The organism is Hyphomicrobium nitrativorans NL23 (assembly GCF_000503895.1).
Lineage (GTDB): Bacteria > Pseudomonadota > Alphaproteobacteria > Rhizobiales > Hyphomicrobiaceae > Hyphomicrobium_C > Hyphomicrobium_C nitrativorans.
This window is the reverse complement of record NC_022997.1, coordinates 63,735-82,871: the sequence shown is the minus strand read 5'-3', so window position 1 is coordinate 82,871 and position 19,137 is coordinate 63,735. Positions and strand designations below refer to the sequence as shown.

Genomic DNA, 19,137 nt, shown 5'->3' with positions numbered 1-19,137 from the left:
AGGGGCGACGAAAGCCGTGGATAAGTCAACGAAGACCCGGCCCCGCGCAGCGCGTGCGCCGGACAGAGGGCCACGAACAGCGCGATGAGGCATGTCTGGATCCTCAACCACTACGCGGAAGAACCGCGCGGCACGGGCGGCACGCGGCATTTCTCGCTTGCGCGCCATCTGCCCGCATCCGGTTGGCGCGCCACCATCATCGCCGCCAGCACCAGTCATGGCAGCGGACGCCAGCGGCTCGATGAGGGTGAGGCGAGCCGCGCCGAGACGATCGATGGTGTGGACTTCCTCTGGCTGCGTGCGCGATCCTACTCGGGCAACGGCGCGGACCGCGTGCTGAATATGATGGACTACACCCGCGCCGTCTTGCGGCAGGATAATCTCCGCGATCTCGTTCCGCCTGATGCGGTCATCGGATCGAGCGTCCACCCCCTGGCCGCATGGGCCGGACGAAGGCTCGCGCGGCACTATCGCGTACCCTTTCTGTTCGAAGTGCGCGATCTCTGGCCGCAAACCTTGATCGACATGGGGCGCCTCGCGCCCCGGCACCCGGCTGCGATTGCGCTCCGGATGCTGGAGCGGTCCCTTTACGCGAGCGCCGCCAGGATCATCGTCCTCTTGCCTGGCGCGCGCGATTACATCGAGCCGCTGGGAATTCCGGCCGACCGGGTTGTCTGGATCCCGAACGGCGTCGATCTAGAGGGGCACCCGCCACCCGCCGACGTGCCGTCGTCCGGCCCGTTCACGCTGATGTATCTCGGCGCACACGGAAAGGCGAACGCGCTCGACACTCTCATCGCAGCGATGGGGATTGTCGGGGCCGATCCCGCAGGCGAACGCATTGTGCTCCGCCTCATCGGACACGGCCCGGAGAAAGAAAAGTTGAAGGCATCTGCCGAGCGCTTGGGCCTCAAGAGCGTGCGCTTCGAACCGCCTGTCGCGAAGGCCGACATCCCCGTACGTGCGTCGGAAGCCGATGCGTTCGTGATCTCGGTAAAAGATATTCCGGGCCTGTACCGCTTCGGGATCAGCATGAACAAGATCTTCGATTATTTGGCGGCCGGCCGTCCGACGATCATCGCGGCCGACGCGTCGAACAATCCCATCGCCGAAGCGGGCGCTGGCTTCACCGTTCCGCCCGAGAACCCTGAAGCGCTCGCGGCCGCCATCCTGGAGTTGGCATCGCTGCCGCGCGCGCGGCGCGAGGAGATGGCGCTCGCTGGGCGCGCGCACGTCGAGGCGAATTATGCCATGGATCGTCTTGCACGCCGATTGGCGCAAGCGTTGGACGCAAGCGTGGGGCAGCCATGAAGCGTGCGTTCGACATCGCCATTTCGGCCACGGCGCTGATCGTGCTTCTCCCGGTGCTTGCCATTCTGGCGCTCGTTGTGCGATGGCGCCTCGGCAACCCTGTCCTGTTCCGGCAGGTACGCCCCGGGCTCCACGCCAAGCCGTTCACGATGCTGAAGTTCAGATCGATGCGGGATGCGAGAGACGCAAGCGGTGCGCCTCTGCCGGACCATTTGCGTCTCACTCCGTTCGGTCGTTTTTTGCGCTCGACGAGCCTCGATGAGCTGCCCGAGCTGTGGAACGTACTCGTCGGCGAGATGAGCCTCGTGGGCCCCCGTCCACTCCTCATGGAATATGTGCCGCTGTACTCGTCCGAGCAGGCGCGCCGACACGAGGTCCGGCCAGGTGTTACGGGCTGGGCCCAGGTCAACGGCCGCAACGCCATCTCGTGGCAGGAGAAATTCGCCCTCGATGTGTGGTATGTCGACAACCGCTCATTCTGGCTCGATCTCAAGATCATCGCGATGACACTAGGCAGAGTACTGAAACGCTCGGGAATCTCCGCGGACGGCGAAGCCACGATGCCGAAATTCACAGGTGGCCAGCAGGAATGACGAGACTGTTCGGAATCTATGGCGCGAGCGGGTATGGGCGCGAGGTGCTGCCTCTGGCGCGCGCCGCGCTGGGCTTGACGGACAGCGCCACGGACGAACTCGTCTTCGTCGACGACGGTCCGATGCCACCGCACGTCAATGGGCATAGGGTGCTGGGCTGGAATGCGTTCCAGGCTGCCACGGCAACGAAGAAATACGCATGTGTGGCCATCGCCAACTCCGCCGTCCGGGAAAAGTTGGCAACGCGATGTGTCGAGGCGGGTGTCGAATTCTTCTCGGTTCGCGCGAGCAACGTCGTCGAACTTGACGATGTCGATTTCGGCGCAGGCGCGATCCTGTCGCCGTTCGTGACATTGACGTCGAACATCAGGATCGGGAAGCATTTCCACGCCAACATCTACTCGTATGTCGCCCACGACTGCGTGATCGGTGATTTTGTGACCTTCGCTCCAGCCGTGCACTGCAACGGCAACGTGACGATCGGAGATCACGCGTACATCGGCACCGGCGCCATTCTCCGCCAAGGCCGCCCCGGTGCGCCGTTGACGATCGGAGCCGGGGCCGTGGTAGGCATGGGCGCCGTCGTCACGAAGGATGTGCCGCCGGGTGCGACCGTTGTGGGCAATCCGGCCCGTCTATTTCTGAAGAAGTGAAATCCCCTTGCTCGACACGCCATTCCCGCCCTGGCCTTCCTTCTCCGACGAAGAAGTCGAAACCGTCGCTCGCGTCATGCGATCCGGCCGGGTGAATGCCTGGACGGGTGGAGAGGTGAAAGCGTTCGAGCAGGAGTTCGCAGCGTGGGCCGGCACAAAGCACGCGGTCGCGCTCGCCAATGGCACCGTGGCGCTCGATGTCGCCTGGCGCGTGCTGGGCATCGGCGCCGGAGACGAGGTGATCACCACGCCCCGGTCGTTTCAGGCCTCGGCGTCGTCCATCGCCATGGCAGGCGCGCGTCCGGTCTTTGCCGATGTCGATCTGCAATCGCAAAACATCACGCCGGAGACGGTCGCTCCGCTTATCACGCCGCGCACTCGCGCCATCCTCTGCGTCCACTTGGCCGGTTGGCCCTGCGATATGGCGGGTTTTCGCGCCCTCGCCCGCGAGCACGGCTTGAAGCTGGTGGAAGACTGCGCGCAGGCGCATGGCGCCCGGATCGACGGCCGGTCGGTCGGCACCTTCGGCGACATTGCCGCGTGGTCGTTCTGCCAGGACAAGATCGTCACCACCGGCGGCGAGGGCGGCATGGTGACCACCGACGACGAGACGCTATGGAAGGCGGCTTGGTCGTTCAAGGATCATGGCAAAGGCTGGGCTGCCGTCCACGAGCGCGAACATCCGCCAGGCTTCCGATGGCTACACGAAACCTGGGGCACGAACGGCCGCATGATGGAGATGCAGGCCGCCATCGGGCGCATTCAACTTGCACGGATGCCCGAGTGGCACGCCGCGAGGAAACGCAACGCGGTGGATCTCGCACGTGCCTTCCGCAAAAGCTCCGGCCTCCACGTGCCCGTGCCGCCCGCGGGCGTCGAGCACGCGTGGTACAAGTTCTATGCGTTCGTGCGCCCGGAGCGCCTGAAGCCGGACTGGAACCGCGACCGCATCATGAATACGATCGTCGAGGCTGGAGTGCCCTGCTATGCCGGCGCCTGCCCCGAGATATACCGCGAGAAGGCCTTTCGCGACGCGGGGTTCGGCCCCCCCCGAGCGGTTGCCGGGCGCGGTGAAACTTGGCGAAACCAGCCTGATGTTCCTCGTGCATCCCACACTCGGCCCTGAGCATGTTTCCAAAACCTGCGCGGTTGTGGCGGATGTGCTGCGCCAGGCGGAAGGATAAAAAGAATTTTATTACAATAAGTTGAGCGTAGTTTTCGGTTCTGTGTGCGCGATGTCACGACGCCGTCGCTGTGGATTAGGATATTGGCCGCGCTGCGCGTTCCACTTAAGCTGTGCCCCGGTTTATCTGGCCGGGCAGGTGCTGCGCCGAGGCCGTTCGCTCGGCACAGCGTTTGGCCAGCAATGTTGATGGCGGCCTGAGTTTGTGTTTTGCCGCCGATCGTCTGGCGGCCGCGAAAATGATGTTTATTTGAATGTTGCGTACTCGGATTGTGAGGACAGCTTGGCGTTCAGGGACAAAATCGAGGATTTCCAGCCGCGGCTGAGAGCGTGGCTGTTGAACAAGTCGCGCTACCATAAGCGCGCAGCTCTCGTGCTGATCGACTTGACGCTGCTCTATCTCGCGTTGTGGATCTCGTTCTCGCTGCGCTTCGGTGTGTTCTACTGGCCGTCGCAGCCTGCTCTGCTGGCGCTGGTCATTGCCTGCCCGCTGATCTGCCTCGCCACGCTATGGTGGTTCGATGTCTACAAGGTGGTCACCCGCTTCATAGGATATCGCGGGGCGACACGCGTCGCCATGGCCATCGGCCTGGGCATTCTTTTCTGGGCGCTCGCCATCTTCTTGTCGGGACAAGCCGGCATCCCGCGCACTGTCATCTTCGTCTTTGGCGTTCTTGCCGCGATCTTTCTGACTCTCGTGCGCTTTGCCGCCAAGCTGCTGCTTGAGACCGCCGACATTCGCCCGCCCCGCTGGCGCGTTTCCGCGCCGAAGTCTCCGACGATCATCTACGGAGCGGGACAACTGGGCATTCGCCTTCTGGCTGACGTACGCAGGGCGGGGGATCGCGATATCGTTGGGTTCGTCGATCCGTCGCCGAGTTTATGGCGCCAGTACATCAATGGCGTGAAGGTTCACGCGCCCCAAATGCTCGAACGTCTTGTCGAGCGCCAGGATGTTTCCGAAGTTCTTGTCGCGCTGCCGGGATCGCAACGTCGCGAGCGTCGCGAAGTGCTGAGAGAACTTGAGAAGCTGCACGTCAGCGTCAAGATATTGCCCGCCTACGAAGACATCGCCTCCGGCAATGTAGGCGTGAGCGATCTTCGCGACGTGGATGTGAGCGACCTGTTGGGTCGCGATTCCGTCAAGGCGAGCCAAGCCCTTCTCGCGCGCAGCATTCGCGGTAAGTCCGTCCTCATCACCGGCGCGGGAGGCTCCATCGGCTCCGAGATCGTGAGACAGGTGGCGGCGCAGTCGCCAAAGCTCGTCGTTCTTTTCGACGTGTCGGAGCCCGCCCTTTATCGAATTGCATCTGAACTGGAAAAGCTCGTCGAAAATCTTCCGCACGCCGCGCGGCCGCAGATCACCACCGTTCTCGGCTCCGTCCTCGACCAGAAGCTCATGGCGGACGTGGTTACGGGAAATGCGATTCAGACGATCTATCACGCCGCGGCCTACAAGCACGTCCCGATCGTTGAGACGAACCCGATCGTCGGACTCGACAACAATGTATTCGGCACCCGCATCGTCGCCGAGACAGCCCGCAAACACGGTGTCGAGCGCTTCGTCCTGATCTCCACGGACAAGGCCGTTCGTCCGGCGAACATCATGGGCGCGAGCAAGCGGCTGGCGGAGTTGGTATTGCAGGCCGAGGCTCTGGAAGAAGGGCAGACGGTCTTCACGGTGGTCCGCTTCGGGAACGTTCTGGACAGCTCGGGTTCCGTGGTGCCGCTGTTCCGCGAGCAGATCCGGACGGGAGGCCCTCTGACGGTCACGCACCCCGAGGTCACCCGGTACTTCATGTCCATCCCCGAAGCCGCCGAACTGGTGATTCAAGCGGGCGCGATGGCAGGTGGCGGTGAGGTATTCGTTTTGCAGATGGGCAGCCCCGTACGCATCGACGAGCTTGCACGCCTCATGGTGCGTCTTTCGAATCTGGAAGTGCGCGACGAGAAGAACCCCGGCGGCGACATCGAAATTCGTTACATCGGCTTGAGGGCCGGCGAGAAGCTTTACGAAGAACTTCTGATCGACGCGCATTCGCAAAGCACCGATCACCCGCTCATCTTCAAGGCGGATGAGCCTGTGCTGTCGGTGGAAGTGCTCGGTAGGGCGCTCGCGCAGCTCAAGCAGGCGATGGCCGATCGCGATATCGCAGCCATTCGCGGCGTACTCACGCGTACAGTCGAGGGCTATCGGGCCGAGCCAGAGAAGAGCGCGCATGTAGAGCTTGGGACGCAGCCGCAGGGGGCCGGCTGGACCGACCCCGCCCGCACACTTCACTGATCTCCGTCATCGTCGATGATTGACGGCAACCGCCCGCAATGTCGGTAAACGTTTCCCATTTTTTTCCCGACATGGGGGCTCCGATCGTCTATCTTGATAGGATATAGCGGTCCAGCCCGGCCGCCCTTCCTGACAAGACATTCGACGCGACGTGCCGCATGTGGTCCCTCACCCCCGAAGAACTGGTTGCGATTAAGCTGTCGCTGCGCGTCGCGAGCGTCGCCACGCTCGCGAGTCTGCCGTTTGGCATCCTTGTCGCCTACGTCCTCTCGCGTGGGCGCTTTCGCGGCAAGATGCTCCTCGATGGCCTCGTCTACATGCCGCTCGTTCTGCCGCCGGTCGTCACGGGCTATGTCCTGCTCATTCTTTTCGGGCGGCGCGGTCCGCTCGGCGCGTTCCTCGAAGAGACGTTCGGCATCGTGTTGTCGTTCCGCTGGACGGGCGCTGCGTTGGCGGCCGCCGTCATGAGCTTTCCGCTCATGGTGCGCGCCATTCGCCTCGCGATGGACGCAATCGACCGCAGAAGCGAGGAAGCAGCGGCGACGCTCGGCGCTTCGCCTGCGTGGGTATTCTTCACCGTGACGCTCCCGCTGGCGCTGCCGGGCATCGTCGCTGGCGCGATGTTGGGGTTCGCCAAGGCGCTCGGCGAGTTCGGAGCCACCATCACCTTCGTTTCCAACATTCCCGGAGAAACGCAGACCATCCCGGCGGCTATCTACACCTATACGCAGACGCCTGGCGGTGACGAGGGTGCTTTCCGTCTTTCCGTGATCGCAGTCGTGATTGCGTTCGGCGCGCTCATCGCGTCCGAGCTTTTGAGCCGGCGTACGACGCGGCGACGGGCAGGCCTCCTATGATCGAGGTGTCGTGCGGGCTGGTCCGTCCCCGCTTCGTTCTGGACGCCAGTTTTAAAGCGCCGAACGGATGTGTCGCGCTGTTCGGCCCGTCAGGGTCGGGAAAAACGACCATCGTGCGCTTGCTGGCGGGGCTCGAACGTCCCGAGCGCGGTCGCATCGTCGTAGGTGGCCGCACGCTTGTCGACACTGAAGCCCGCATAGATGTCCCGATCCATAAGCGCCGCGTCGGCCTCGTCTTCCAGGATGGCCAACTCCTCCCGCACCTGTCCGTACAGCAGAACCTCGACTACGGACGCAGCTTCGCCCCGCGCGATGCCGGAATCGCGCCGTTCGATGCCGTCGTGGATCTGCTCGGAATCGGCCACCTTCTGAAAGCACGGCCCGCCACGCTCTCGGGCGGCGAACGGCAGAGGGTTTCGATCGGCCGCGCGTTGCTTGCCGCGCCGCGCCTCTTGGTGATGGATGAGCCGCTGGCCTCTCTCGACACCGCCCGCAAGCTGGAGATCCTGCCCTTCGTCGAACGGCTGCGCGATGAACTGGCCCTCCCGATCGTCTACGTCTCCCACGCTGTGGAGGAGGTCGCTCGGCTCGCCACCACGGTTGTGCGCCTGTCGGAAGGCCGCGTTGTCGCGGAAGGCTCTCCAGGCGATGTCATCGGCGCTTCGGTGCGCGACGCGGGTGATGCTTCGTTCCCGACGTTGTCTTTCGTTTCCGCCAAGGTCGTGCGTGAAAGGCCGGAGTTTTCGGTGGTCATTCTGTCCCATCCCGCGGGCGAGATCGTTCTTCCCGGAAGCACGCTCCGACAGGGAGACCTCGTGCGCGTGGCGATAGCCGCGACAAACGTCGCGCTTGCCGTCGAAGAGCCGCGCGGCATCAGCGTGCGGACACGTCTGCGCGGACGCATCCTGCGGGTCGAGGAAGGTCCCGGCCCATCCGTCCACGTTGTCGTCGAGCTTACCGGCGGCGACCGCATCGTGGCGTCGCTCACCCGCCTCGCCGTTGCCGATCTCGATATCGCGGAAGGGCGGGACGTCTTCGCTCTCGTCAAAGCCGTGACAATCGATGAAAACGCCGTTGCCACGTTCAGGCGTGACCGCAACGCCGGGTGAGAAACAGCGTAAGCTCCGGAAGCCGCACTGGTATGACATTCCCGCAACAGATGCGTGCGATTGAGATCGTGGTGCCTCTGCTGCCGAAACGGCATCGTCATGATTTTGAGGAGCGTACGCGGTCGCTCGGCATGAGGCGGTCGCCGCGCGAACTCGCTAAAATTCCTAGTGTTTTCCAAGTTCGAAAACGACCGAATGAGAACGGACAGTCTTTCGAGCAGACATTCCGCATTCCGCGTTATGAATGTGTGGATTGCACCCGGGGCTAACGGGCCGAAACCTTGCCGACACGCAGCGAAAATGGCACCGTCCGCAAATAGTAAAGGCCCATTTGAGAACAGACGGGGCTGGAGATTGGCGGGAAGGAGCGGGGGCTCTTTGCGCTCCACGCGGGTTTGTATCAAAGAGATTTGAAGTCACGGTGTTGGTCACGACATGACCGATGGGCTGTTGGCCGCCAGGCTGGAGAATGACTTTCTATCCGTGTTGTGCATGACGAATGGCGTGAAGTGCGGCAATAAACGCTGCAATAATTTTTGATTGTTGGGGCAGTCAATGGTGAGCCACCCGATCGATATTATGTCTCGCAACATTAATCGGCGTGTTGCGTGGCAACAGCTGTCTCTTGGGGTCATCGTTGCGATCCTGCCCGTAATGGTTTTCGTTCGGGTTGCCCCGCCGCTTCTCTGCGTTCTCCTGCTTGCGACGCTCGTTGGCGCGGCATATGCGCGGGGCGATGCCGGTGACGCTCTGGAAAAACTACGCGGGTGGATTGGGCGTCGCGAGGCGCATGTCCTGATCGCCGCTCTGGTTTTGTTGTGTCTCTCCGTGATGTGGTCGCCAGCCAACGAACACGGCGCTTCGCACGCTTTCCGTGTTGTCATGGCGGCTTTTCTCATCACGGCGCTGCTTGCATTCGGTTCGATGGCGAGCCTGACGAATCTCGGTCCCGCTCTCGCTATGAGTTTGGCCGCCGGCGCAGTCCTCATTCTTGCTAATCTGCACGTCGGTGACGAAACGAGAAGCTGGATCGGTCTTTCCCCCGATCTGTGGCGAATGAACCGGGCGGCCGTCGCAATCGTGCTCTTTGCGCCGCTCGCCTTGCTTTTGCTGTGGCGTTCGTCGCGCCTGCTGGCGGTTGGGCTCGTTGCCGTATGCCTCGCCGCGGTATTTTTCTCGTTCAGCGAGTCGGCGCAGTTTGCGACGCTCGTCGTAGCGGCGGTTTGGGCAGCCTCGTCACTTAATCCGATCCTCGTCCATCGTCTCGTTGGCGTGTCGATGGTAACGACGTTGCTTGTCATGCCTTTCGTCGTTCGCTTCGCGAACGAAATCGTGCCTGCGGCCGTCCATGAGAAGGTCGGATACGGAGTGTTGACGATCCGCGGGGAAATCTGGACCGCGTTCGCAGATCTCGTGCCGGAGCGGTTTCTTTTGGGCTACGGGATAGAGGCAAGCAACGTCATCGCGAAGACGCCGACCGCCGCCTCGTTGCCTGAAAGTGTGCGCGATCTGTTGGCATTCTCTCACCCGCATAATGCGCCGTTGCAGGTGTGGTTTGAACTCGGCTTGGTTGGCGCGCTTCTCGTGGCTGTGTTGATCGTCTTCGCGCTGCGCGCGATGGAGCGCTTGCCGGCCGACCGCTTGGGCGCGGCGACGGCAACGGCCGCGGCCGTCTTCACCGTCTCTGCGGTGAGCCATGGCGCCTGGCAATCGTGGTGGTTCTGCTTGGTCGGGCTGGTGGCGGCCGCCTACGCGATGTTGCCGGCACAGTCCGATGGAAACAATGGTGTGCGCCGCGAATCCGAATTTTGATTCGAGCCGATCCAGCGCTTCCGGTGAGCGCCCGTTCGCGATTGGCTTGGATCGCTCAAAGGCTCTTGTTCATACGCCGGATGCGGGTGGCAAGCTGGCGCATCACGTAGAGTGAGAATGCGGGGTTCGCCCGGACCAGTTCGAGAAACGTCTCACGGTCGATCAGGGCGACCTCTGTAGGATCGGCTGCAATCGCGGCGGCCGAGCGCGGTGCGTTGTCGATCAGCGCAAGCTCGCCGAAGATCCCGTGCATGCCGACGTTTTCGAGCACCGTGCCATACGTCACGATGTTCACCTTGCCTTCAAGGACGAGGTACATGAGGTCGCCGGGATCCTCTTCCAGGAAGATCGTGTCTCCCGCCCCATAGCGCTTGAGGGGGATCTTGAACCGTTCGAGAAAATCGAAATCGAAGGGGGCGCCGAACATGACAAGAGCCTCGGATCTGCAATCAAGCCCGCCATAAAAGAGGCAGACTATACAGCCTGCGCGACGCCCTGTCGCGGCCCAGCGGCGTCCCCTCGGATCAGCGTTAAGACGACGCAGCATTGTCGCGGAAGCGGCGCCCGGCCATACTTCCCGGCGATTGAGGGAGGTCAAAGCTCGGCGGGACAAAACCGCGTTCAGCTTGCCGGTTCCTCGGAATACGGACATGGAGACAACGCGTGAAGACATCCGGGTTTATCGCCGCTTCTCTTGTAGGCGCTCTCGTCGCCTCTGCCGCGCCTGCGCTGGGGCAGGCCAAGATCACCGCAGGCACGCTCACGTGCCGAGGGGGCGAGGGCATCGGCCTCGTTCTCGGCTCGCAGAAAACCTACGCCTGCCGCTATGTGTCGGCATCCGGCAAGCTGTCGGAAAAGTACGAGGCGTCCGTCACGCGGATCGGCATCGATCTTGGTGTTACGGAAAGTGCTACCATCGTCTGGACGGTGCTTGCCTCGTCCGACAAGCTCGACGATCGTGCTCTTGAAGGCAACTACGTCGGTGCAAGCGCGGACGTGGCTGTCGGCGTCGGCGGCGGGGCAAACGTTCTTGTTGGGGGGTCGAGAAACAGCGTCGTGCTGCAGCCCGTCAGCGTCGAAGGCCAGACCGGCCTTAACCTTGCTGTCGGCGTCGCGGAGATGACGCTCCGCTGAGAGCGGGACACCTTCGGCACATTGGTTGCGTAGCTCTGCCGCCCCCGCTATCACTCGCGGGAGCGGCAGCATCGAACCCGGAAGCGCATCACGATGGCGGACCTGAAGCTCCTGGCCCTCGACGACGAGGATCTCGCCGTCATCGCAGCCCACCTGCAGGATGCGGTGCTGCGGGTCGGAGACATGGCCTATCTAAAGGCCGACCGCAGGTTCGCCGTGGTCGTCAATCGGTTCGATTGGGATCACGCCGTCCGTTCGGAGGGCAAGACTCAGCGCTACATTCGACGTCAGACCGGCGTGCGAATCGAGCACGTGCAGGGCGCCAAGGTGTCCGGGATCGACTTGACCGACAAGGAGCGTGTGTTGTCGCTTCTGACGCTGACATTCGAGCCCGGAGAAGCTCCGCACGGGGCCGTCACCCTGACGTTTGCGGGCGGAGGCGCCGTACGCCTCGAAGTCGAATGTCTGGAAGCGGCCTTGAACGATCTCGGCGCCGCTTGGGCCACTCGCCGTAAGCCCGAGCACGCCGGCGAATAGCCGCTTTTTAAAGCACCCCATAAACAATGCCAATCGCCTGACGGAAATCGGAAACCGTGAAGGTGCATCCGCGCTTTCACCGAGGGCTTGCGTCGCTTATAACGGCCCAAACTCGGAGCGCCTCGGGGGGACCAGTCAGGCGCCAAACTGGAGCAACCCAGACATGCCCGTGTGGCTCAAGACATCCGACTCCGGATTTGCGCCTGCATTCGACGCTTTCCTTGCCACCAAGCGCGAGGCGTCCGCGGACGTGGACCTCGCCGTTCGCAATATTCTCGCGGACGTGAAGGCGCGCGGTGACGCGGCACTGATCGATCTCTCGCAGAAGTTCGATTCCGTCGATCTCGCAACGCTCGGCATCCGCGTCACAGCGGACGAGGTCGACGCTGCCGTCAAAGCCTGCAAGCCGGATACGCTCGAAGCCCTGTCCTTCGCCCGCGATAGGATCAGGGATCACCACGGCCGCCACCTGCCCGAGAACGAGATCTATCAGGATGCGCTGGGCGTCACGCTCGGCCACCGCTGGACGCCGGTCGAATCGGCGGGCCTCTACGTGCCCGGCGGCCTCGCTTCCTATCCGAGTTCGGTTCTTATGAACGCGGTGCCCGCCAAGGTGGCGGGCGTCGAGCGTCTCGTCATCGTGGTGCCGTCGCCGCGCGGCGAGTTGAACCCGCTCGTGCTGGCAGCCGCACGCCTCGCAGGCGTCGAGGAGATCTATCGCGTCGGCGGGGCGCAGAGCATCGCAGCCCTCGCCTACGGTACGGAGACTATCCGCCCCGTCGCCAAGATCGTCGGCCCCGGCAACGCGTATGTGGCCGCGGCCAAGCGGCAGGTGTTCGGTACCGTCGGGATCGACAGCATCGCGGGCCCCTCCGAGGTGCTGGTCATCGCCGACAAGGACAACGATCCCGATTGGATCGCGGCCGACCTGCTGGCGCAGGCCGAGCACGATACCGCCGCTCAGTCCATCCTGATGACCGACGACGAGGCGTTCGCGAAGGCCGTTGAGAAGGCGGTCGAGCGGCAGCTCGAAACGCTGCCCAAGCGCGACATCGCGAGCGCGAGCTGGCGCGACTTCGGTGCCATCATTCTTCTGAAGTCCTTGGACGAGGCGCCGCCCCTCGCGGATCGCATCGCCGCCGAGCATCTCGAAATCGCGACCCGCGATCCCGACGAACTGGGCAGCCGCATCCGCAACGCGGGCGCTCTCTTCCTGGGCGCCTACACGCCTGAAGTGATCGGCGATTACGTGTCCGGCTCCAATCACGTGTTGCCGACGGCGCGTAGCGCGCGCTTTTCCTCCGGGCTCGGCGTCCTGGATTTCGTAAAGCGCACGTCGATCCTGAAACTCGACGCAAGCTCGCTTGGCAAGCTTGCCCCGGCCGCGATGACATTGGCTGCGGCCGAAGGCCTCGAAGCCCATCGGCGCTCTGTCGAAATCCGTCTTTCGGAGAAAGGGTAACGGTCATGGAGCAGGCATCGTCGGAGACTGTCGCGACCAACGACCGCTTGAGCGAGATCACGCTCGACTCCGCTTCGATCGGGCGCGGCAACGCCAACATCGAGCACGAGCGCGAGGTCGCGATCTATGATCTGCTCGACGGCAACGCATTCGCGCTCGAAGGTCGCGACGAAGGCCCGTACAAGCTTTCGATCGGCATCGTCGACGATCGCCTCGCCTTTACCGTATTCAGCGCCGACAAGCCGTCGGACGAGCCGATCGTTGCTCATTTCCTCTCGCTGACGCCGTTCAAGCGTATCATGAAGGACTACTTCCTGGTTCTGGACAGCTACTATCAGGCGATCCGCACCGCTCAGCCTTCCCGTATCCAGGCCATCGACATGGGCCGGCGCGGGCTGCATGACGAAGGGAGCCGCGTGCTCATGGAGCGGCTCGAAGGCAAGATTAAAATCGACGTCGACACCTCGCGGCGGTTGTTCACCCTCATCGCGGCTTTGCATTGGAAAGGGTGACCCCGTGTCGGAGGAGGGCGAGGGGCCCCAGGCTGTGTTGTTCGCGTGCGCCGCGAACGCGTCCGGAGCCCAATGGCGGCCGCCATACTGCAGCATCTGATGGGAGATCGCGTACGGGTTGCGTCGGCGGGCGTGCGTGCTGGCCAGCCAGATCCCTATGCCGTGGCTGTGCTGGACGAGATCGGTATCGACATCTCCGAGCATGAGCCGGTCGGTCTCGACAGCATCGAGGGCGAGGTATTCGATCTCGTCGTGACGCTCTCGCCGGAAGCCCATCACCACGGTGTGGAACTCACGCGCGTCATGCCGGCCGATGTCGAATATTGGCCGACGCCGGACGCGACGGCTGTCGCGGAAGACGTCAGCCGTGAGGAACTGCTGGCGCGCTATCGCGGTGTGCGCGACACGCTGTTCCGGCGGATCAAACAGCGCTTCGTCAAAACGGGCGGCGGCCCATCCGTGTAGCCGTCGGCGCGCTTGTGCAACCTGTCATCCCGGCCCAGCGACTGCGACAGCAGGAGCGCCGCGCCGGGACCCAGGAAAAGCTTCTATCGCGAAATATCGCGTCTTCGACTTGCTCGCGCTGGATCCCGGCTCTCTGCTCCGCTCCGGCCGGGATGACAAGAGGCGCAAGTGTTGTCGACCTGCGCCGATCCCGGTGGTGGTCCCGCGATGGGAAACGTGCACTAGATGGACGAGCGTGGTCCAACGAGAAACCATGTGCTCTGCGTCCCGACGCCCTTGATCTCCATCGCCCCGCGCGGCTCGGTGTCGAACGCGTCTGCAAGCCTCTCGTGCGTCACGGGGCAGATGTGGATGCGGCCGGGTAGGGAGGCGGTTTCGAGCCGGGCTGCGAGGTTCACGGCATCGCCCCAGATATCGTAGCTGAATTTCCGCCGCCCGATCACGCCCGCCATCACCGGCCCCGTCGCGAGCCCCATCCGCATGTCGAGCGCGTGGCCCGTCTCGGCCCGCAGCGCCGCGACGGCGGCGTGCATGGAAAGCGCCATGCGGGCAAGACGCTCCGCGGACTTGGGCACGGGTTCGGGAACGCCCGCCGCCACCATATAGGCATCGCCGATGGTCTTGATCTTTTCCACGCCATGGCGCTCGGCAAGCTCGTCGAAGCGCGAAACCAGCGTGTTCAGGAGCGCCACAGTATCTGTAGCGCCGAGCTTGCGCGCGAGCGGGACGAACCCCGTGATGTCCGCGAACAGGATCGAAGCTTCCGGGAACGTGTCGGCGACGGGCTCCGCGGGCTTCGCCTTGAGCCGTTCGACGACCGTGTCGGGGAGGATGTTGCGCAACAGCGCGTCGGTTTCGGCCTTGGCGTTCTCGGCCAACCGAAACGCGTAATAGACCGCCGCGGCGATGATGCCGAAGGTTGTGACCGCAGCCTGAATGTACATCGAATCGAGCACGTCCTGCTCGGTTGCGATGAGGGCTGCGGTGCTCGGAAACCAGAACCAGGCGAGGATGTGCAGCACCAGCGCGACCGCGATCGAAGAAAAGATCAGCCACGTCCGGTGCAGGCCGTAGACGACGAACGCCGCGGCCGAGAAGGCGACATACTGAACATGCAACCCGGATTCGCGCCCGAGAAAGGACGTGAACGCGAGCAGCGCGGCGCATTCCGTCACCAGGATCAGCAGTGCCGCCGCCACGGGGCCGAAGCGGTGCATGAACGGCACGGCCAGCATGACCGCGATGATGGCGAGGTTGATGTGGATGATCGGCCAATAGCGCGCGTAGTCGAGAAACGTTTGCTGGATCGCGTAGACAAGCGTCGTGAGCACGATCAGGTAGGCGATCATGTTCAGGATCTTGAGCCGCCGCTTCGTCTCCGGCGGATAGCCCTGCGTTCCGGCTTCGACCAGTCGCGTCAGCCACGGCCCGAGTGCGGAAGTTGGGCGCGATGCCTTGAGCCAGGCGATCACGCGGCCGGAGACGCCGGTGCGTGTCTCAGCCGATGCCGGGGTGTGATCCATTGCGGCTGGAAGGCTCCCAAAAAGACGGGCCTCAAGAGCCGGAAATCGCTTCGAGCTCGTCGATATCGCAGGTAAAGCGCGTGTCCTTGCGCGCGATGGCGCCGCCGTCTTCGAGCAGCGCGAGTGCCGCGTTCACTTTCGGCCGGCTGGCGCCGATCAGAAGCGCCAGCTCGCTTTGCGAGATCGGGAGATCGATGATCACTTTCGCGCCGGTCTCGGCATCGCCCTTCTGCCGCGCCGTGGCCAGAAAGAAGCGCGCGAGCCTGACTTCGATCGGATAGAGCGCAATGCCTTCGAGCTGGTGGTCCGCTTCGCGCACGCGCCGGCACAGAAAGCGAATGACCGCTTCGCGCACGATTGCGCGCTCGTTGATGAGCCGCATAAGGGCGCCTTTCGAGAGCGTAGAGGCGCTGACTTTCGTCACGGCCGTCGCGTCAGCCGTCCGGACGCCCCCGTCGAGAACGGCGATCTCGCCGAAGACGTGGCCGGGCTCGGCGTGTGCGAAGGAAAGCTCACGTCCTTCGGCCGTCAGCACCGAGAGCCGTACGCGGCCGGTCGTGACGAGGTAGATGTCGCGCCCCTCGTCGCCGCGTGCGAAAATCGATTGTCCGCTGCCGAACGAGGCTTCGCGCATCTCCTGCGCCACGGCCTTGCGGTCGGCCTCTTCGAGAGCGCCGAACAGGGGCGTTTGCCCAAGCATGTCGAGAAGGGGGGCCTTGGCGCTCATCGAGCCTCCGGTCATGGGATGCGCACGGATTTTCGCGGGAACCGACGGGATTGGCAACGAGCTTCTTGCTTTTCGGGGGCGCTCTCTGCATTCTCCGCACGCGATTTCCGGGCCCGTGACCCGTTCGCACTCCTGTACCGGTGGAGCGCCGTTCGGCCCGCCGTCGATCGTTCGGGGCCGTCGGATCGGAGCAATGATCGTGTCCGGCCAGGTCGTGTTCAGTAGGGCGTGTCTCTCGGCTCCAACACTTTGGCAAACCGACATGAGCTCCGTGAAAGCTGGCTTTCTCTCCTCGTTCAGGCGCACCGACAGCCCGCGGCGTGAAACGCTGCGCCGGGAGCTTGCCCGCGAGCTTGCGCGTGACGGCGGCGCTCCGGGCACGCCGAAGCTCGTACTCGCGAGCGCGAGCCCGCGGCGGCTGACGCTTCTTGCCCAGGCCGGCATCGAGCCGGATGCGCTTCGCCCCGCCAGCATCGACGAGACGGCGCGTCTGGGCGAGATGCCGCGGTCGCTGGCGGCCCGCCTCGCCCGCTCGAAAGCTGAGACGGCGCGCGATCAGATCGCCAACGATACGGACATTGCGGGCGCCTACATCCTGGCCGCGGACACGGTGGTTTCCGTGGGTCGCAGGATCTTCGGCAAACCCGAGCATATCGAGGAGGCGGTCGCGACCCTTGAGCGGCTGTCGGGGCGCTCGCATCGGGTGCTGACGGGCGTCTGCCTCATCACGCCGGACGACAAGGTGCGCACGAAGATCGTCAGCACACGCGTGCGCTTCAAACATTTGGCGAAGCCCGAGATCGAAGCCTACATCGCCTCGCGCGAATGGCGCGGCAAGGCGGGCGCATACGCGATTCAAGGCCTCGCAGGCTGCTTCGTGCGCAAGATCACGGGCTCTTACACGAATGTCGTGGGGCTCCCGCTCACGGAGGTGGTGAGCCTTCTGATCGGTGAGGGCTTCCCGGTTCATTTCAACTGGCTGCGGGCCGCCGACCTCGACGCTGAGTAGCGATCGCCAGGCAGCTCCGAGGATCGGATCATGAGCGCGTCAGACGAAAAGCCGAAGACGGCGGCCACCGGCGGCAAGTGCCCCATTTGCGGCAAGCCCACGGTCCATGCCGTCCGCCCGTTCTGCTCGTCGCGCTGCGCGGATATCGACCTCGGCCGTTGGGTCTCCGGGGCGTATGTGATCTCCGGCGGCCACGCCGATGCCGACGAAGACGGGGCCGACAGCGAGGCCGCTGCCGCCGGCCAACTCGACCGCGGACGGGGCCCGGACGAGGACGCCTGACATTTGGCGGAACGCCCTCGAACGAGGCTGGACAGCGCCGAGACGACCCCCTATAAAGCGCGAGCTTCGGCGGCCGTCAGTGCCCCGCAAGCGACGCCCAGGTAGCTCAGTTGGTAGAGCATGCGACTGAAAATCGCAGTGTCGCTGGTTCGATTCCGGCCCTGGGCACCACTTTCCAGAAAACACAGTAAGTTAGGCGCCGGGTTTACAGGCGGGTTTACATTTCCGTTCCGGTTTTGCCCTTCGAGACAAGCCTGGCGACGCTTCCTGCCAGCTTCCGTTGGTTCACTTCTCGCAAGTATCGGTCGGCCTCTTTAGCAGTCCGCCAGCCGCACCACGCTTTGATCTGCTCAGTCGTTGCGCCCCATTCCGCGAGGCGCCGGGCGGATGCCTTACGCAAGCCATGGGCGCTACAGTCGGTTAGTCCCGCCTCCCGGCAACGGTCGCCAAACCAGTTACCGAAGCCATTGTTCGTGAACGGCTTGCCGAACTCGGTGACGAGATAGGTAAGATCGCCAGTGGGGCTCTGTTCGATGATGCTCTGCAACTCAGGCAAGATCGGAAGCTGAAGCGTGACGGGGTTGCGGTTACGGTTCTTATGCTGGACGAAGTGTAGCCATCCCGCCTTCACATGCTGACGGCCGAAAGTCACAACGTCGGAACGCCGCTGGCCGGTGTAGAGCAGCAACGCTAGCGCGAGCCGCGCCTTGCTTCCGATCGGGTGGCGGTCTTCGAACTTGGCGATCTCGGTATCATCCCACGCGTGAAAGCCGCCCTGTTTCTTCGACTTTAGAAACTTCACTTCGCGTGCAGGGTTGCCCGCTGTCTGATCGGCTTCACACGCCCACGAAAACACGGCGCGAATGGCCTTGAGCCGCCCATTGGCCGCCTCAGGCGCGTCGGCTTTTCGGTCGCGAAGCACCCGGATCAAGCGAGCGTCTAGCCGCTCAACCGGGCATTGTGCGTACGTGATCGCCGCGTTGTTCGGTGCCGGCTCATCCCAAGTTAGCTCAAGGGCGCGCCTTCGCACGCGCTGGGTACTCGGGTCGAGCGCGTTGAACTCAACTGAAGAAAGGTAGGCACAACACAGCCATCGCCACGTCCCTTGCGCCGGTCGGGTGTGCGAACCGGGCGCCTCGGTCGATTTTCTCGAGGCGGCGTCGTAGTCGGCTATGAACTCGGCGCTTCCGATGGGCCCGCGAAGCGTGGCGCGCGGATAGCCTTTCCGCCGATAATAGAGCCGTTTATGGCCGTGACGGTCGGTTAGCTCTTGTACATACCGATAACGCGCGACGGCCATACCTGCCCCGGTGCTCATGGTGTCGCCCAAGGGTCTTCCGAACCCAAGCCCCCGTCAATAAGCTCGTCCACGAACGCCATGAGATTCTTAAGCGGCCAGAGCGGGCGCGAACCGATCTGGACCGGCCGCAACAGGGCATTGCTCTTGCGCAGCTTGTCGAAGGTGGTTGGAGCAACATTGAGCAACGCCGCAGCTTGCACCCGCGAGCACAGCAGTAACGGCATCGAGGACGGTAAAACGGCGCTGGGCTTTTCGTGGCGGGTCATTGCGGTGGCTCGATAAATAACGAGCCTAAAAAATATCATCGCAACACAAATCGCCAAAATCGCATTCTGTAAACCCGCGCGCCGCGCGATAAACTTCTTATTCAGATTTTGGCATTAG

Annotated in this window: 19 protein-coding genes, 1 tRNA gene and 1 pseudogene; 16 read left to right on the top strand and 5 right to left on the bottom strand. The window is 63.5% G+C overall.

Features of this window, described 5'->3' with window-relative positions; genetic code table 11:
* Positions 1-84 precede the first annotated feature (84 nt).
* The 8 genes and pseudogenes from W911_RS00375 to W911_RS00340 all read left to right on the top strand — a co-directional run bounded on the left by W911_RS00375 (position 85) and on the right by W911_RS00340 (position 9,802).
* On the top strand, positions 85-1,311 hold the full coding sequence (locus tag W911_RS00375) for a glycosyltransferase family 4 protein (RefSeq protein ID WP_023785527.1): 1,227 nt from the start codon (positions 85-87) through the stop codon (positions 1,309-1,311).
* Positions 1,308-1,904, top strand: a complete 597-nt coding sequence (locus W911_RS00370; protein ID WP_023785526.1) for a sugar transferase — start codon at positions 1,308-1,310, stop codon at positions 1,902-1,904. Before W911_RS00375 ends, W911_RS00370 begins: the two co-directional genes overlap by 4 nt.
* Positions 1,901-2,557 (top strand): acetyltransferase, encoded by a 657-nt coding sequence (locus W911_RS00365; protein WP_023785525.1) that lies wholly within the window; start codon positions 1,901-1,903, stop codon positions 2,555-2,557. The genes W911_RS00370 and W911_RS00365 overlap by 4 nt, the downstream gene beginning before the upstream one ends.
* A 76-nt stretch (positions 2,558-2,633) precedes the next feature.
* A pseudogene (locus W911_RS00360) lies at positions 2,634-3,741 on the top strand (DegT/DnrJ/EryC1/StrS family aminotransferase).
* A gap of 282 nt (positions 3,742-4,023) precedes the next feature.
* Positions 4,024-6,024 (top strand): polysaccharide biosynthesis protein, encoded by a 2,001-nt coding sequence (locus W911_RS00355; protein WP_023785524.1) that lies wholly within the window; start codon positions 4,024-4,026, stop codon positions 6,022-6,024.
* 158 nt (positions 6,025-6,182) lie between these two features.
* A complete protein-coding gene (gene modB / locus W911_RS00350) occupies positions 6,183-6,881 on the top strand; it encodes a molybdate ABC transporter permease subunit (protein WP_023785523.1) in 699 nt (232 codons plus the stop codon).
* Positions 6,878-7,990: a molybdenum ABC transporter ATP-binding protein gene (gene modC, locus W911_RS00345; protein WP_023785522.1), complete on the top strand. Its 1,113-nt coding sequence runs from the start codon at positions 6,878-6,880 to the stop codon at positions 7,988-7,990. Before modB ends, modC begins: the two co-directional genes overlap by 4 nt.
* Before the next feature lie 654 nt (positions 7,991-8,644).
* The gene (locus tag W911_RS00340; RefSeq protein ID WP_023785521.1) at positions 8,645-9,802 is read left to right on the top strand and encodes an O-antigen ligase family protein; all 1,158 of its coding nucleotides are present in this window, start codon (positions 8,645-8,647) and stop codon (positions 9,800-9,802) included.
* Between the two features lie 55 nt (positions 9,803-9,857).
* Here the strand turns inward: W911_RS00340 and W911_RS00335 are convergent, their stop codons facing one another.
* Positions 9,858-10,229 carry a cyclic nucleotide-binding domain-containing protein gene (locus tag W911_RS00335; RefSeq protein WP_041316080.1) on the bottom strand — a complete coding sequence of 124 codons (372 nt, stop codon included), beginning with the start codon at positions 10,227-10,229 and terminating at the stop codon, positions 9,858-9,860.
* Between the two features lie 236 nt (positions 10,230-10,465).
* Here W911_RS00335 and W911_RS00330 point away from each other — a divergent pair, with 236 nt between their 5' ends.
* The 5 genes from W911_RS00330 to W911_RS00310 all read left to right on the top strand — a co-directional run bounded on the left by W911_RS00330 (position 10,466) and on the right by W911_RS00310 (position 13,912).
* Positions 10,466-10,936, top strand: coding sequence for a DUF992 domain-containing protein (locus W911_RS00330; RefSeq protein WP_023785519.1), 471 nt, complete (start codon positions 10,466-10,468; stop codon positions 10,934-10,936).
* 93 nt (positions 10,937-11,029) lie between these two features.
* Positions 11,030-11,473, top strand: a complete 444-nt coding sequence (locus W911_RS00325; RefSeq protein ID WP_023785518.1) for a DUF2948 family protein — start codon at positions 11,030-11,032, stop codon at positions 11,471-11,473.
* Between the two features lie 163 nt (positions 11,474-11,636).
* Positions 11,637-12,935 (top strand): histidinol dehydrogenase, encoded by a 1,299-nt coding sequence (hisD, locus tag W911_RS00320; protein WP_023785517.1) that lies wholly within the window; start codon positions 11,637-11,639, stop codon positions 12,933-12,935.
* 5 nt (positions 12,936-12,940) lie between these two features.
* Complete coding sequence (locus W911_RS00315; protein WP_023785516.1) at positions 12,941-13,447, top strand: UPF0262 family protein; 507 nt, start codon at positions 12,941-12,943, stop codon at positions 13,445-13,447.
* Positions 13,448-13,519: 72 nt separating this feature from the next.
* A complete protein-coding gene (locus W911_RS00310; protein WP_341872100.1) occupies positions 13,520-13,912 on the top strand; it encodes an arsenate reductase/protein-tyrosine-phosphatase family protein in 393 nt (130 codons plus the stop codon).
* Between the two features lie 221 nt (positions 13,913-14,133).
* Here the strand turns inward: W911_RS00310 and W911_RS00305 are convergent, their stop codons facing one another.
* Positions 14,134-15,435, bottom strand: a complete 1,302-nt coding sequence (locus W911_RS00305) for an adenylate/guanylate cyclase domain-containing protein (protein ID WP_023785515.1) — start codon at positions 15,433-15,435, stop codon at positions 14,134-14,136.
* A 31-nt stretch (positions 15,436-15,466) separates the two neighbouring features.
* The gene (locus W911_RS00300; RefSeq protein ID WP_051388585.1) at positions 15,467-16,162 is read right to left on the bottom strand and encodes a Crp/Fnr family transcriptional regulator; all 696 of its coding nucleotides are present in this window, start codon (positions 16,160-16,162) and stop codon (positions 15,467-15,469) included.
* A gap of 262 nt (positions 16,163-16,424) precedes the next feature.
* Here W911_RS00300 and W911_RS00295 point away from each other — a divergent pair, with 262 nt between their 5' ends.
* The 3 genes from W911_RS00295 (at position 16,425) to W911_RS00285 (ending at position 17,624) form a co-directional block, all read left to right on the top strand.
* On the top strand, positions 16,425-17,171 hold the full coding sequence (locus W911_RS00295) for a Maf family nucleotide pyrophosphatase (protein ID WP_041316785.1): 747 nt from the start codon (positions 16,425-16,427) through the stop codon (positions 17,169-17,171).
* 30 nt (positions 17,172-17,201) lie between these two features.
* Positions 17,202-17,453: a DNA gyrase inhibitor YacG gene (yacG, locus tag W911_RS00290; protein WP_023785512.1), complete on the top strand. Its 252-nt coding sequence runs from the start codon at positions 17,202-17,204 to the stop codon at positions 17,451-17,453.
* Between the two features lie 95 nt (positions 17,454-17,548).
* Positions 17,549-17,624, top strand: a tRNA-Phe gene (locus W911_RS00285).
* A gap of 46 nt (positions 17,625-17,670) precedes the next feature.
* On the opposite strand, the gene W911_RS00280 is transcribed toward W911_RS00285, so the two are convergent.
* Positions 17,671-18,783: a tyrosine-type recombinase/integrase gene (locus tag W911_RS00280; protein ID WP_244438551.1), complete on the bottom strand. Its 1,113-nt coding sequence runs from the start codon at positions 18,781-18,783 to the stop codon at positions 17,671-17,673.
* On the bottom strand, positions 18,768-19,019 hold the full coding sequence (locus W911_RS00275; RefSeq protein WP_041316077.1) for a hypothetical protein: 252 nt from the start codon (positions 19,017-19,019) through the stop codon (positions 18,768-18,770). The genes W911_RS00280 and W911_RS00275 overlap by 16 nt, the downstream gene beginning before the upstream one ends.
* Between the last annotated feature and the right edge of the window lie 118 nt (positions 19,020-19,137).

Excerpts from the sequence above, each read along its gene's own strand:
- W911_RS00340 (WP_023785521.1), top strand. The coding sequence starts at position 8,645 with ATGGTTTTCGTTCGGGTTGCCCCGCCGCTTCTCTGCGTTCTCCTGCTT.
- W911_RS00335 (WP_041316080.1), bottom strand. The coding sequence starts at position 10,229 with ATGTTCGGCGCCCCCTTCGATTTCGATTTTCTCGAACGGTTCAAGATC.
- W911_RS00305 (WP_023785515.1), bottom strand. The coding sequence starts at position 15,435 with ATGGATCACACCCCGGCATCGGCTGAGACACGCACCGGCGTCTCCGGC.
- W911_RS00325 (WP_023785518.1), top strand. The coding sequence starts at position 11,030 with ATGGCGGACCTGAAGCTCCTGGCCCTCGACGACGAGGATCTCGCCGTC.
- W911_RS00295 (WP_041316785.1), top strand. The coding sequence starts at position 16,425 with ATGAGCTCCGTGAAAGCTGGCTTTCTCTCCTCGTTCAGGCGCACCGAC.
- modB (WP_023785523.1), top strand. The coding sequence starts at position 6,183 with ATGTGGTCCCTCACCCCCGAAGAACTGGTTGCGATTAAGCTGTCGCTG.
- W911_RS00375 (WP_023785527.1), top strand. The coding sequence starts at position 85 with ATGAGGCATGTCTGGATCCTCAACCACTACGCGGAAGAACCGCGCGGC.
- W911_RS00365 (WP_023785525.1), top strand. The coding sequence starts at position 1,901 with ATGACGAGACTGTTCGGAATCTATGGCGCGAGCGGGTATGGGCGCGAG.
- W911_RS00310 (WP_341872100.1), top strand. The coding sequence starts at position 13,520 with ATGGCGGCCGCCATACTGCAGCATCTGATGGGAGATCGCGTACGGGTT.
- W911_RS00370 (WP_023785526.1), top strand. The coding sequence starts at position 1,308 with ATGAAGCGTGCGTTCGACATCGCCATTTCGGCCACGGCGCTGATCGTG.
- hisD (WP_023785517.1), top strand. The coding sequence starts at position 11,637 with ATGCCCGTGTGGCTCAAGACATCCGACTCCGGATTTGCGCCTGCATTC.
- W911_RS00315 (WP_023785516.1), top strand. The coding sequence starts at position 12,941 with ATGGAGCAGGCATCGTCGGAGACTGTCGCGACCAACGACCGCTTGAGC.
- W911_RS00300 (WP_051388585.1), bottom strand. The coding sequence starts at position 16,162 with ATGAGCGCCAAGGCCCCCCTTCTCGACATGCTTGGGCAAACGCCCCTG.
- modC (WP_023785522.1), top strand. The coding sequence starts at position 6,878 with ATGATCGAGGTGTCGTGCGGGCTGGTCCGTCCCCGCTTCGTTCTGGAC.
- W911_RS00275 (WP_041316077.1), bottom strand. The coding sequence starts at position 19,019 with ATGACCCGCCACGAAAAGCCCAGCGCCGTTTTACCGTCCTCGATGCCG.
- yacG (WP_023785512.1), top strand. The coding sequence starts at position 17,202 with ATGAGCGCGTCAGACGAAAAGCCGAAGACGGCGGCCACCGGCGGCAAG.